At 43.4% G+C, this 13,352-nt stretch carries 13 protein-coding genes; 9 read left to right on the forward strand and 4 right to left on the reverse strand.

Annotated elements, in window-relative coordinates:
* Positions 1–422 precede the first annotated feature (422 nt).
* A complete protein-coding gene (gene mnmE, locus L6773_RS02330) occupies positions 423–1,802 on the reverse strand; it encodes a tRNA uridine-5-carboxymethylaminomethyl(34) synthesis GTPase MnmE (protein ID WP_237852235.1) in 1,380 nt (459 codons plus the stop codon).
* Between the two features lie 225 nt (positions 1,803–2,027).
* Here mnmE and L6773_RS02335 point away from each other — a divergent pair, with 225 nt between their 5' ends.
* The 5 genes from L6773_RS02335 to L6773_RS02355 all read left to right on the forward strand — a co-directional run bounded on the left by L6773_RS02335 (position 2,028) and on the right by L6773_RS02355 (position 5,774).
* Positions 2,028–3,464, forward strand: coding sequence for an amidohydrolase (locus L6773_RS02335; protein ID WP_237852236.1), 1,437 nt, complete (start codon positions 2,028–2,030; stop codon positions 3,462–3,464).
* Between the two features lie 195 nt (positions 3,465–3,659).
* Positions 3,660–4,766, forward strand: coding sequence for a DUF3179 domain-containing protein (locus L6773_RS02340; RefSeq protein ID WP_237852237.1), 1,107 nt, complete (start codon positions 3,660–3,662; stop codon positions 4,764–4,766).
* A gap of 123 nt (positions 4,767–4,889) precedes the next feature.
* On the forward strand, positions 4,890–5,060 hold the full coding sequence (locus L6773_RS02345; RefSeq protein WP_237852238.1) for a hypothetical protein: 171 nt from the start codon (positions 4,890–4,892) through the stop codon (positions 5,058–5,060).
* Positions 5,061–5,131: 71 nt separating this feature from the next.
* Complete coding sequence (locus tag L6773_RS02350; protein ID WP_237852239.1) at positions 5,132–5,386, forward strand: type II toxin-antitoxin system VapB family antitoxin; 255 nt, start codon at positions 5,132–5,134, stop codon at positions 5,384–5,386.
* Position 5,387: 1 nt separating this feature from the next.
* Positions 5,388–5,774: a type II toxin-antitoxin system VapC family toxin gene (locus L6773_RS02355; RefSeq protein WP_237852240.1), complete on the forward strand. Its 387-nt coding sequence runs from the start codon at positions 5,388–5,390 to the stop codon at positions 5,772–5,774.
* Between the two features lie 50 nt (positions 5,775–5,824).
* Here the strand turns inward: L6773_RS02355 and pdxH are convergent, their stop codons facing one another.
* On the reverse strand, positions 5,825–6,445 hold the full coding sequence (gene pdxH / locus L6773_RS02360; RefSeq protein ID WP_369431152.1) for a pyridoxamine 5'-phosphate oxidase: 621 nt from the start codon (positions 6,443–6,445) through the stop codon (positions 5,825–5,827).
* A 146-nt stretch (positions 6,446–6,591) separates the two neighbouring features.
* Positions 6,592–6,984: a (2Fe-2S) ferredoxin domain-containing protein gene (locus L6773_RS02365; RefSeq protein WP_237852242.1), complete on the reverse strand. Its 393-nt coding sequence runs from the start codon at positions 6,982–6,984 to the stop codon at positions 6,592–6,594.
* 374 nt (positions 6,985–7,358) lie between these two features.
* On the opposite strand from L6773_RS02365, the gene L6773_RS02370 reads away from it, so the two are divergent.
* The 4 genes from L6773_RS02370 (at position 7,359) to L6773_RS02385 (ending at position 12,233) form a co-directional block, all read left to right on the forward strand.
* Positions 7,359–8,747 carry an SLC13 family permease gene (locus tag L6773_RS02370; RefSeq protein WP_237852243.1) on the forward strand — a complete coding sequence of 463 codons (1,389 nt, stop codon included), beginning with the start codon at positions 7,359–7,361 and terminating at the stop codon, positions 8,745–8,747.
* Positions 8,748–8,759: 12 nt separating this feature from the next.
* Positions 8,760–9,260 (forward strand): response regulator, encoded by a 501-nt coding sequence (locus tag L6773_RS02375; RefSeq protein WP_237852244.1) that lies wholly within the window; start codon positions 8,760–8,762, stop codon positions 9,258–9,260.
* Positions 9,261–9,268: 8 nt separating this feature from the next.
* Positions 9,269–10,726, forward strand: a complete 1,458-nt coding sequence (locus L6773_RS02380; protein ID WP_237852245.1) for an ATP-binding protein — start codon at positions 9,269–9,271, stop codon at positions 10,724–10,726.
* A 247-nt stretch (positions 10,727–10,973) separates the two neighbouring features.
* A complete protein-coding gene (locus tag L6773_RS02385; protein WP_237852246.1) occupies positions 10,974–12,233 on the forward strand; it encodes a serpin family protein in 1,260 nt (419 codons plus the stop codon).
* A gap of 382 nt (positions 12,234–12,615) precedes the next feature.
* Here L6773_RS02385 and hisA read toward each other — a convergent pair whose 3' ends face one another.
* On the reverse strand, positions 12,616–13,326 hold the full coding sequence (gene hisA, locus L6773_RS02390) for a 1-(5-phosphoribosyl)-5-[(5-phosphoribosylamino)methylideneamino]imidazole-4-carboxamide isomerase (RefSeq protein WP_237852247.1): 711 nt from the start codon (positions 13,324–13,326) through the stop codon (positions 12,616–12,618).
* Positions 13,327–13,352: the final 26 nt, after the last annotated feature.

Genomic DNA, 13,352 nt, shown 5'->3' on the forward strand with positions numbered 1-13,352 from the left:
TTGGGCAACCTATGGGTTGATACAAAGAGATAATATGCACGGTTTTTCCTTTAGAATATTGATATCAGATTGTCTTTGATCTATTGATTGAAGGTTAATATAGTTTAATTAAAAAAAAACAGAAAAGGTATAAGTCTAAAATTAATATGCACAAGGCTAAAATATTGGAGTGAACGGGGCTTTTGTTCCAGTGGAACAACGGGTGGGTAACATGCCGGACGCATGAATGAAGAAGCGTCCCGTTGGAGTACGCCTGGTGTTGGCAGGGTTGCCAGTCGTTCCGATGGAACGAGTATAATTGGTTTGTCCCTGTAGAAGTTACCAACCACTCCTTGCTGACGGAAGGTATCGATCATACTGAAAGTGAAGGAAGATGGTGCAACCCTTCCAGGGTTTGAAACCCAGGAAGGGTTCGTACATCTTCACTTACCGATACAAAACCGCGAAAAGATCGAATCGAGTAGGTCTTCGGTTGTAATCTCTCCTGTAATCGTGCCAAGCTCTTTTAAAGCGGCTCGCAGGTCAATGGCTAAAAGGTCCCCGGTCATGCCGCTGTCCAGTGCGTGGATGGCTCGCTGAACGTTTTCTCGTGCTTTCTGAAGGCTGTCGCGGTGGCGGGAAGAGGTGACCAGCAAGCTTGAGGTATCGTAATCTTTATTTTCGAGGGCTCGCTGTTTCATCATTTTTTTCAATCGCTCGATATTTTCTCCATCAAGAGCTGAAATTTTCAGATCGTAATGGATTCGCTCTTCCTGGCTGTTCTGTTCCACATCTAACTTGTTGCCCACTAATAGAAACGGCGTTTTAGAAGCCCGTTTTTGAAAGGATGCGATCTCTTCTCTTTCGTCGGAATCGATCGGCCGCGAGAGGTCTTTCAGGTAAACAACAATATCGGCCTGTTCAAACGCTTTTTGGGATCGTTTGACGCCTTCCGCTTCTATCACATCTTCCGTTTCACGAAGTCCGGCGGTGTCAATCAATTTGAAGAGGAGACCGTCGTAGCTCCAGTCAGCATCAATGGTATCACGGGTTGTTCCGGCAATGTCCGTTACAATGGCTCGTTCGGTCCCCACAAGCGTATTCAGAAGCGTGGATTTCCCGGCATTGGGTCGCCCGATAAATACGGTTTTGACACCATCTTTCACAAGCCGCCCGGTTTCATAGGTATCCAGCAAACTGCCGATCTCATCATCCACTTCAACCAAGAGTTCTCTCAACTGATCTTTGTTGGCGAACTCTACATCCTCTTCGCTGAAATCGAGCTCAAGTTCCACCATTGCGGTGGCATCAATAATTTGTTGTCGGAATTTCTTGATGTGTTTTCCAAGCTGCCCCTCTAACTGCTGATGTGCCGCATCCACCGCTTTGATGCTTTTGGCGTGAATCAGATCGGCCACGGCTTCGGCCTGGCTCAATTCCAGTTTTCCATTCAGAAAAGCCCGCTGGGTAAACTCACCCGGTTCAGCGGGTCGAACACCTTGCGTAAGAACTGTTTCTAAGACCGCTTGCGTAACCAACACTCCACCATGACAAGAGATCTCCACCGTATCTTCGCCGGTATATGATTTGGGGGCACGGAAAACGGTTGCTAAAACTTCATCAACAACATTTCCCTTTTTGTTAATGATTTTTCCAAAATGGACAGTATGTGAATCCACTTCCAAGAGGTTTTTTCCTTTGAAGCATTGGCTCACTTTCTCAATCGCACTCTTGCCGGAGACACGAATGACAGCAATCCCACCCTCTCCAACCGGAGTGGCTATTGCGGCGATTGGATGTTCTTGTGTTACTTCTTCAGTCATTCTATTATCGATTTAATTCACATCTAAATATAACTGTTAATCAAGAGGATGAATAGTGTAATCAGGGACCTAAATTTAGTTTTAGTTCTTTCATATACTTTTTACCGATAAACCGATAAACCGATAAACCGATAAACCGATAAACCGATAAACCGATCCACTACCCACTTTTAGTAATTATTGTTATATATGCTTCCGTATAAATCATTAAAAGCCAAAACATCCATGAAATACTCCATTATTTTACTCGTGTGCTTGATCGTTCAACCGGTTGCAGCACAAGAGACCATCGACAATGAATACAAACAAACTGTCATCGAATCGATTGAAAACCAGGCTTCAAACCTTACGGAACTAAGTGATGAAATCTGGGAGCATGCTGAAATTGCATTCAAAGAAAACCAATCATCGGAAGCGTTGGTAGCCTACGCAAAAGCTCAAGGTTTTCGTGTAACTCGCGGCGTGGGAGAAATCCCAACAGCATTTACCGCGGAGTTTGGAAGTGGGGAGCCGGTGATCGGAATTTTGGGTGAATTCGATGCACTCCCCGGATTATCTCAAAAAACAGTACCAAACAAAGAGCCTCTCATTGAAGGTGAACCGGGTCACGGCTGCGGACATAACCTGTTTGGTGTTGCATCTCTTGGTGCAGCCACAAGCATCAAAGAGCTGATTGAAAATGGTGAATTTGAGGGCACCATTCGGTTTTACGGCACTCCGGCCGAGGAGAAATTTTTCGGTAAACTTTGGATGATCCGAGCCGGGCTGTTTGATGATGTGGATGTGGTGATGGACTGGCATCCCAGTGATGAAACCGAGGCCAATGTTCAGAGCAGTTTAGCGCTGGTGGATTTTTTGGTTGAGTATTATGGCCAGGCGGCTCATGCTTCCGGTGATCCCTGGAACGGACGAAGCGCCTCCGATGCGCTTGAGTTGTACACCGACGGGATCAATATGTATCGAGAGCATATCAAACCAACGGTGCGGATTCATTACCACATCCAGGATGCCGGAAAAGTTGTGAATGTAGTTCCTGATTACTCCAAAATCTGGACACGCGTTCGGGATACCCGGCGCGAAGGAATGCAGGAAGTGTGGGATCAGGTTGAAAAAATTGCAGAAGGCGCTGCGATGATGGCTGACGTGGATTACAAAATTACATTGATTTCCGGCATTCATGAAGTACTCCCAAATCGAACCGGTGGCGCCGCCCTACAAAAGAATTTGGAGGCTCTCGGAACGATCGATTACACAGAGCAGGAGAAAGAGTTCGCCAAACAGATTCAGCTGGCAACGGATAGTGATACAGTGGGAATTGATATGCAGATTAATCCAATGAAAGAAACGGCTGAACACCCGATGGGCGGCTCGACAGATGTAGGGGATGTGAGTTTTGTGGCCCCCACGATTCGGCTTGGAGTTACAACTGCACCAAAAGGAACACCATGGCATTCATGGGCGGTGGTTGCAACCGGCGGGATGTCGATTGGCCACAAAGGAATGGTTTACGCATCCAAAGCACTGGCGATGACGATGGTTGATCTGTTTGAGAATCCCGATTTGATTAACGAAGTAAAAGCCGAGTTCCATGAGCGAAAAGGGGATTATGTGTACGAAGGAATGGTACCACCCGGTCCGCCGCCACTGGATTTTGAGCAGTAAGAAAATATGTAAAGGGGTTGTTCGCTTTATAAAATCTATATTTGAAGCATATTAAGTGATTAGAGCAACTACTTAATTGCTTCTTATTGCTGGCTTGTACCATTATTAATAATACCATTCAGGTAAGATATCATGACTTTGAAACGTCATGATTATAAAAGAATCCGTTTTCATTTTTGAACGGAAAGGTGGACCATGCAATCTGAAAAAAAATATTCTGTTATATTTTTACTCCTGATCCTGATCATTGGAAGCTGTGATACTGTAAACGAACGGCTCAGTAGTGAAGATCAAAATTTCCGGCAGCCTTCATTTTCCGAAGATTGGATTATTCCCAAAGGCGATATCATTCACGCTACAGGATTAGATGGGATCGCTTCAATTGACGAACCAGATTTTGCACCTGTCAGCGACATCGATTTTGTAGATGACAAACGGCTTATTGAAGGTGTTAAGATTGAAGGCAGATTAAGAGCGTACCCCCACCAGGTATTGGATTGGCATGAGATTGTGAATGATCATATAGGCGATACCTCCCTGGCAATGACTTATTGCCCACTTACCGGTACCGGTATTGCCTGGAATCGGAAGAACATGGAATTTGGAATTTCCGGGCTATTGTATCATGGTAACATGGTTCCCTATGATCGCCAGACCTTCAGCAGATATTCACAGATGCAGTTACGGGCGGTCAATGGACCGATGGCAGGTACCAGGCTGGAAACCTATCCGGTACTTCAAACCACATGGGAAACCTGGAAGGCAATGTACCCGAAATCGGATGTACTAACCAGGAATACAAGACACTCGTATAACTACAAGGGATTTGCCTATGGGGATGAGTATCTTGAAGAAAATTCGGCAACCAATTTTCCAATCAGAAATCCGGACGACCGATTGCCCAAGAAAAAAAGAGTTCATGGAGTTATCGGCGGCGCAATGGTTGATGAGAATGCAGAAGTTCGGGTATATGTTATTGACCGGATGAAACCCGGAATTGAGGTTATTCAGGATGTTTTTTTGGGGAATGAAATTGTTGTTGTCGGCAGCAGAGAGAAGAGTTTTGCCATTTCTTATCAAAGGACCCTGCCGGGAGGACCATTGTTGCAATTCGAAGCGGTACAAGACGCACTTCCGGTTATTATGAAAGACCAGGAAGGAAATTTCTGGGATGTTTTCGGATATGCGGTTGAAGGACCGCGCGTCGGAAGCCAGTTAACCCCGACCAAATCGTATACGGGATACTGGTTTGCATGGGCTGATTTTTTCCCCGGGCTCGAAATTTATGGCGAAGAGGACTAAATCATATGAAATCAACAACATGTATCCTCTTGGCAGGAATAAGTGACTGCTGGCATGTAGTCCAGTCTTTAAGTTGGAATATCTTGGCATTCGTGGCGGTAGTAGCAACCGGCGTGATGTCGTTTGGCAACAAAGAATGGTGTATGCATCCGAAGAGCTGGCAAAGACAATGGTGGATCTTTTGTGAATCCGGAGTTGATCAATGAAGGAAAAGCAGAATTCAACGAGCGAAAAGGTGATTATGTGTACGAAGGGATGATTCCATTTGACCTTCCGCCACTGGATTTTGAGTAGTAAGAAAATATGTAAACTTATTATTCGTTTTATATATTCTATATATATTTATATAATCAACCAATTGAGTCATGGCACTAAGTATTAAAAATTCTGAAGTCGACAGATTAGCCCGGGAACTCTCTGATATTACAGGCGAAACCATTACCGAAGCTATTGCTAAGGCATTAAAAGAGCGATTAGAGAGAGAAACCGGGAAACCAAAAGGGAAGCAGCTTCGAGAGGAGATTGAAAGAATCCAGAATCGTATTCATCGATTAACTTGCTTGGATGAACGATCTGATGAAGAAATTTTAGGATACGATAAACACGGTTTACCGACTTAAAATGATCTTAGATACATCTGCAATCATTGCTATTCTTCAAAGTGAGCCAGAAGCTGATCAGTTAATATTAGCAATACAGAATGCAAGAACTCTTCGTGTATCTGCAGCATCAGTTGTTGAAGCAGGTATTGTTATGTACACCAGATATGGAGATGCCGGTGAGCTGGAGGTTGATCAGTTTATTCATCGACTAAAGATCTCGATTGTACCGGTAAATGCAGAACAAGCTGAGTTGGCTAGATCTGCATATAGAAAATACGGTAAAGGAATACATCAAGCTGGATTGAATTACGGCGACTGCTTTTCTTACGCGTTGGCAATTTCTCTCCAAGAAAAACTCTTGTTTGTTGGTGAAGATTTTTCGAAAACTGATGTACAAAAAACATAAACCGATCCACGGAAATTCAGTGATATTCGGAACCTACCTGCCAATCAAAATCAAGGAGAAAGTCTCTTGATCACCCACTCCTCTTCCTCAAGCGAATAACAGATTCGGTCATGAAGTCGGTTCAAACGTCCCTGCCAAAATTCAATCCGATGCGGTACAATCCGAAAACCTCCCCAATGCGGCGGTCGCGGTATATCATCGACAAATTTCTTTTCATACTCTTTCATTTTTTCCTTTAGAACAGATCTGGATTCAACTTCTTCGCTTTGACTCGAGGCCCATGCACCCAACTGACTGGCAACAGGCCGTGATTTAAAATATTCATCGGACTGGGTCTCAGGTACTTTTTGTGCGTTTCCCTCAACATGAATTTGTCGCATCAATTCGGGCCAAAACAAAGTCATGGATACTCTCGAGTTATTTTGGATATGATGCCCTTTTCGGCTTCTGTAATTGGTGTAAAAAACAAATCCGCTCTCATCAAACTCTTTCAGTAAAACGGTTCTTGTAGCGGGTTGTCCATCTTCACTTACGGTTGAAAGAGTCATAGCGTTGGCATCAAGTGATACATCCCGGACAGCTTTTTCGAACCACGCTGAAAATTGTTTGAATGGATTGGGGTCAACTGATTTCTTATCAAGCGGTATCCCCTCATATTCACGACGGATCATGGCAATAGCTTGCTTGGTATCTTTCAATTCTTCCCTTGCGGGAGTCCATCTTTTTATGAATCTGGAAATTTTTCCCATGTTAGAGTTATAAAATTGTACCAGCCATCGGTTGAGTAATCTGAGTAGAAGTAATTATGGTAGCTGCATCACTCATTCGATGACTCTATGGATATTTCGTTAGAAATTAACGGATTTTCCGCAAACTGATAATCGCGGACTGGCTTGCCGCCGATCAAGTGTTCTTGAATGATTCGCTCCAGTACATCGGGCGAACAGGAGTGATACCACACGCCTTCAGGATAAACAACTGCAATCGGTCCGCGTTTGCAAACCCTTAAACAGTTAGCTTTGGTTCGATAAACACCACCCTGTTTGTGAAGGTTCAGCTCCTTGAGACGTTGTTTTAGGAATTTCCATGATTTTAAACCAATCTCTTTTTTGCAGCATTTCGGTTTGGTTTGATCTGCACACAAAAAAATATGTCGTTTGATGGTAGGGATATGAAGCTTCTCAGCTTCTTTTCGGGCCTTTTTGTTCATCTTTAAGAATAATTTGAGGATACAAATTTCAAACCAAAAGATAGGATGATTTTTTATCAATTACGGGGTGTCTTCAGGAAGAATCTTAAATGCAATTATGAAGGACTGTCTCCCCTTTGGGGCTAACACTGAATGGTGTCAAATATTATTCCATAGCGCTTTGTACTATGATTTAAATCAATGGAGTAAAAAAGGATAAGCCCCGATGTGGGCGGAAGCCCCGACACCCCGACACCCTTTGGTTAGGAATGTTGAGAAATATCAAATTAAAAGCGTTTTCAGTCCGAAAAGTTGTGTTCAGCACTAAAATAAGAGTAATCAATTCTGTAATTTGGGCGAAGAGAAACAGATTTGAATGAAAAGAGAGTTGAATAATGTCGAAGGTAAAATGGGCGGGTTTAATTTTGGGACTGATTGGTTTTTGCCTGCCCCTGTTTGTGAGCTTTCCGGGACTATCATTGGCTGGCCATTTTGCGATGAGTATTTTTTTGTTGGCTGCTGTTTTTTGGATGTTTGAAACTATTCCCATCTATTCTACATCTATTCTTGTGATTTTGGCCGAGGTAATCCTTCTCAGTTCACAAGGATTTATTGATTACAGCAGTACATCATATAGTCCATTATCGTACACCGAGTTTCTGTCAACGCTGGCAGATCCCATCATCATTCTCTTTTTGGGAGGATTTATTCTGGCTGATGCATCCGTGAAATACGATTTCGATAAAAGTATGACGCGATACCTCCTCCGGCCTTTTGGTTCGCGGACTAGTATGATGATGCTCGGCCTGATGCTTGTGACCGGTTTTCTGTCAGCATTTATGAGCAATACCGCTACAACTGCAATGATGATTACAGTGATCCTGCCAATCGTAGCCAAAATGGACCCCGGTGACCCGGCAAGAATCGGAATGGCGCTCAGTGTTCCTTTTGCGGCTAATATCGGGGGGATGGCCACTCCAATTGGTACGCCACCCAATGCGGTAGTTATAGCAGCCCTCAATCAACAGGGGATGGAAGTGGAGTTCAGCAGTTGGATGATCTATGCGGCACCCCTTGCCATTGTAATGCTTCTCATTGCCTGGCAGATATTGATTCGATTATATCCGCCGGCCATGGAGGCAATCTCCCTAAACCTGGAAGGAAAATTGAAAACGTCGCCCGGGGCCTTGATACTTTACGCCACATTCGCAGTAACTGTATTACTTTGGGTAACGGAAAGCCTTCACGGGATTAAGAGTGCGATTGTTGCCCTATTACCGGTTGCCGTTTTAACACTGACATCAACTTTTCAAAAAGAAGATATACGAAAACTACCGTGGGAAGTGCTTTGGCTGATTGCAGGTGGAATTTCACTTGGCATTGCGATGAAAGAAACCGGACTTGCCGAATGGATGGTCGGTGCAATTTCATGGGATCAATTTGGTTACCTGGCGCTGCTTGCGGTTTTTGCAACAGTGGCTTTGACGATGTCGAACTTCCTTTCAAATACAGTGACGGCTTCGCTGCTGATACCTCTTGCCATAACGCTGGTAACTTCCGGTATATTACAGGGAACCGCCGGTATGATGATGATTGGATTGGTGATTGCACTCGGCTCCAGTTTTGCCATGATCCTGCCCATATCCACACCTCCGAATGCCATCGCTGTTAGTACAGGCATGCTGAAAACTAAAAATATGATCACGGCAGGGTTGATTATCGGGTTGATAGGGCTTGGATTTATCCTGCTTCTATCGATGATTTATTGGCCTTATTTGATTTAATTAAAGAACACTATGGAAACAAAAATCTACATTTTGGTGGTTGAAGATGAACCTGAAGTACTGGATGCTATTGTTCGGGACATCTCAACATTTGAATCGCATTTTGTTATTGAGATGGCCGATACGGCTGAGGAAGCACGTGAGATTATCCAGTCAATTTTTGATGATGGAAATGAGGTCGGGTTGATTTTATGCGATCACGTATTGCCGGGCGATAATGGCGTTGAACTGCTGGTGGAGATGCAGCATGACCCTCAAACTGAATCAACACAAAAAGTTTTAATTACCGGACAGGCCGGGCTGGATGAAACGGTTCGGGCGGTGAATGAAGCAGATCTGAAGCACTACATCGCCAAACCCTGGGAGAAGGAGAAGCTGGTTGAAATCGTCAAAGATCAGTTGACAGAATATGTGCTGGAACATGTTTCGAACCCGATGCAGTTTATGGCTGTTTTGGACGGTGAGAGAATTGCGGAACAGATCAGAAAAGGAAAAAGTGTAACGGATAATTAGATCTTCTTATGAGTTTTAAATTCAGTAAACGGTGGATCGAAGATAAAGAGCTTGTTACTCAACTTATCAAAAGGGTGTTTGATGAAACAGGCAAGTCGGAAAAATTTGTTCATAAAATAGATAAAGACGTTACTCTTTTCAGGGAGGGAGATGTTCTGAATGATATCTACATTCTCCTGGAGGGCGTTGTTGTACTGCATAAAAAGAAACCGAAGACAGATATCGATTACCCGGTTATACGCCTGGAGCATGGGTCACTAATCGGAATTATTGCGTTCACAACCGGGAAACCTTCACTCACCACAGCCATCACAACGGAGCCCTCAACTGTACTTAAAATTCCGGATCTGGAAATTCGATCTCTGCTGGAACGCGATGATAGAATGAAGGAGTATATTGATGAAATTATCCTGGCAAATCTTTCGGATCGATTTAAAACGAACATCAGCTTGCAGATGAAGCTGGATTCGGTCAATAATAAATTACGAAAAGAGAGGAACGAACTTAAAAAGGCATACCAGGATCTGAAGGAAGCCCAGGATCGTTTGATATACCAGGAAAAAATGGCCACACTGGGTCAGTTGGTAGCCGGATTTGCTCATGAGGTTAACAATCCAACAGCTTCACTGCTGAGATCTACGGAAACACTCGAAAATCGCATCTCTGAACTGATGAAACAAGATGACCGGGAGCCGGATAAACAGTCGTTCGTTCGAAGCCTTTATGAATCCGGCAAAAAATCAGGGTATCCAGATACGGCTACGCTCCGAAAACGGTCGTCTGAGTTACGTAAACAATTTGAAGGAGCCAAAGCTTCACAGATTCGTTTATTAGCCCAGATACCCGGGGAACTTCTTTCCAACTTCAAATCTATGACAAATAATCCCGAGGAGCTGGATATTTATCTCCAGTATTTTGAACTGGGCAAAATGTTTCAAAATATCGAATCGGCCGGTAACCGAATTTCCGGTTTAGTGAAAAGCTTGAAGAGCTACAGCCGCACCGATACCGACAAAGAGTGGGAGTTGATTGATATTCGTGAAGGAATCCACGATACGCTTCAACTGACAAGCAACCGGATAAAATATTACGACATCCAGATTAACCTGGAGGAAGTTCCCAAAATTCGCGCAAATCCGGCAGCACTGAACCAGGTTTGGACGAACATCATTCTGAATGCTGCGGATGCAATGGGGAAAAATGGCTCATTAGATATCTACTGCACTGCCGAGGATGATCATATCAGAGTAAGGATTAAAGATTTAGGCCCCGGTATCCCTGAAGAGATTATTTATAATATTTTTGATTCCAACTTCTCAACTAAAAAATCTGATGTGAAATTTGGTCTCGGCCTTGGCCTTTCCATTTCAAGAGATATTATAAAGCAGCACGGCGGAACCATTTCTGCAAGGAATGATCCCGATGGTGGAGCGGTATTTACGGTTACGCTTCCGATCAGGAATTAGGTATTGAGAGGGAGTAAAAGCCCGCTGCAATCTCAGGCAACATTCACCAGGCTAAGTTCAGGCTTAGATTACGATATTTATCAACCCAAAATTGTTCAGCAAGCATAGGAGGAAACTTCTATTTGATGTAGATGTATATAGGTAGGTAAGAGTTCTTGCGTGTATTACAAACAGACACTATAAAAAAGTGACGGATAATCACTTTCATGCTCAATTCGTTATACATGCAAATTAAATAACCATCAACATGAGTACTATAAGATCAATCATTTTGATATTCCCAACATTTTTCTTGGCATTGCTTTTAGCCACCTGTCAATCAGACGTTACCGGCCCGGGTGAAATTCATGGCGAACTTCCAAGAGAGCTCACTGCATCAGAAAAGCAGCTCGTTGAAGCCGATCAGTCGTTTAGTTATGATATTTTTCGGCAAACAGTTTCTTACGACAATGAGGAAGAGAACTTGTTTATCTCGCCATTGAGTATCTCCACCGCTCTGGCTATGACGCTAAACGGAGCTGAAGGAGAAACACTTGAGCAGATGAAAGAAGCACTACATTTAAACGGAATGGACACTGGAGAGATTAACGAGGCATTTCAATCACTGATCGAGCTTTTGGTATCGCTGGACCCCAAAGTGACCATGAAAATTGCGAACTCCGTTTGGCATGAGCAATCACTCGTTGTGGAAGACGATTTCCTTCAACGACTGGAGGATTTTTATGATGCGGAAGTTGCCGGGCTGGATTTCAGGAATTCGGGATCGGTGGATACGATCAACAGCTGGGTTAATGAAAATACAGAGGGTAAAATTGAAAAGATTATTGACCGAATTCCGCCTGAGATGGTAATGTACCTGATCAATGCGATCTACTTCAAAGGAGATTGGCTCAGCAAGTTTGATAAAGATGAGACCCGCAAAGCCGATTTTCATCTTGAAAGCGGTGAAACGGTTCAGGTTGACATGATGAGTCAAAAAGAGAGATATGCGGTCAATTTTTCTGAGGAGGTTAGGATGATTGAGCTTCCTTACGGGGACAGCCTATTCACTATGAGCGTTCTGATGCCGGGTGATCCAGAAATGCCGCTCAATCAATTTATTGAAGAAGAGGTAACCAAGGAAAACCTGGTACAATGGAGATCGAACCTTCGGGTTTCAGAGGTTCCACTTGAACTTCCAAAATTTGAGATGGAATATGAGATCACCTACAACGATATCCTCAAATCGATGGGTATGGAAAAAGCGTTTGATGAGGGAGCGGCTGATTTCTCCGGTATAGCGGATGTTTCTCCACAGAGTCTCTATATCAGTGAAGTAAAGCACAAAACATTTGTAAGTGTGGATGAAGAGGGCACGGAAGCTGCAGCCGTAACCTCGGTGGGTGTAGGGGTTACATCTTTGCCACCTTCCATGATTGTTAATCGTCCGTTTGTATTTATTATCCATGAGAGAGAAAGTGGCACAAACCTCTTTATGGGCAAAGTGAAAGATCCGTCCGTGTTGTAAAGCTATTAAAGACCCACTGGTATGATTTATTTAAACTAAGTATAAACTGATCCTTAGAGTATGATATTTGACAAAAATTGCCGTTTATAGATGTGTAAATACTGAATAAAATGGAGGATCAATTATGGATAAACCAACGACATGTCCACAATGTGGAGCAACGGCAGTTGATAAATGCCAAATGGAAGAGCAAAAGCAGGATGACTGCATCCGAGATTAATCGATGAAATAGTTCGAATGAAAAGCCGTCTCAATTTTCGGGGTGGCTTTTTCTTTTTGATGAGTATTCTGCATCATATCATTTCAAGAAAAAACCACTGTCTTGCTAAAAAAGAGAAATATCTTTAGCGCCAGTTGTAAATGCCCGGGACGTTTAGGGTAATCACATCGCAGAAAGTTCTTCGAGGCCAATTCTTCCCTCATAGTATGCCTTCCCGACAACCACTCCGTAGATGTTAAGTGAGATAAGCTCTTCAAGGTCATCAATTTTTGATACCCCACCTGAAGCAATCCAATTCAATTCCGGAAATTCATGTTGCAGGTTTTGATACATCTGAACATTGGGTCCGCTAAGCATCCCATCTCTTGAAATATCAGTACTTAGAACTGTTTGGAGTCCGGCATTCATCATTGGTTTTAGAAACTCGGCTATCGATTGGTCTGAGGTTTCCAGCCATCCACCATAAGCCATTTTTCCATCTTTAAGGTCTAATCCAAGTATCATCTGTTCGGGATAATTGTTGATAGCCTGGATCCATTCTTTAGGCTTTTTTACTGCCATAGAGGAGCAAATGATACCGCTCAATCCAGCTTCCAGAAGCAGCTCTACGTCTGCTTTAGATCGAACGCCACCGCCGGTTTGAACAGAAAGTCCTGTTGTATCAATAATTTTTTGGATGAGGGGTAGGTTTTCAAACTTGCCACTTTTAGCCCCATTCAGATCCACTACATGAATATGATTGAATCCGGCTTCTTTAAATTTCGATGCTTCTTGAACCGGGTTATCGTTGTATACAGTCTTTTTTTGATAATCTCCTTTCTGAAGTCGAACAACCTGGCCGTCGAGCAGGTCAATGGCGGGAATAATTTTCATAGATGACTCTAAAATTTAACTTAATT

This window comes from Rhodohalobacter sulfatireducens, assembly GCF_022012475.1.
GTDB lineage: Bacteria > Bacteroidota > Rhodothermia > Balneolales > Balneolaceae > Rhodohalobacter > Rhodohalobacter sulfatireducens.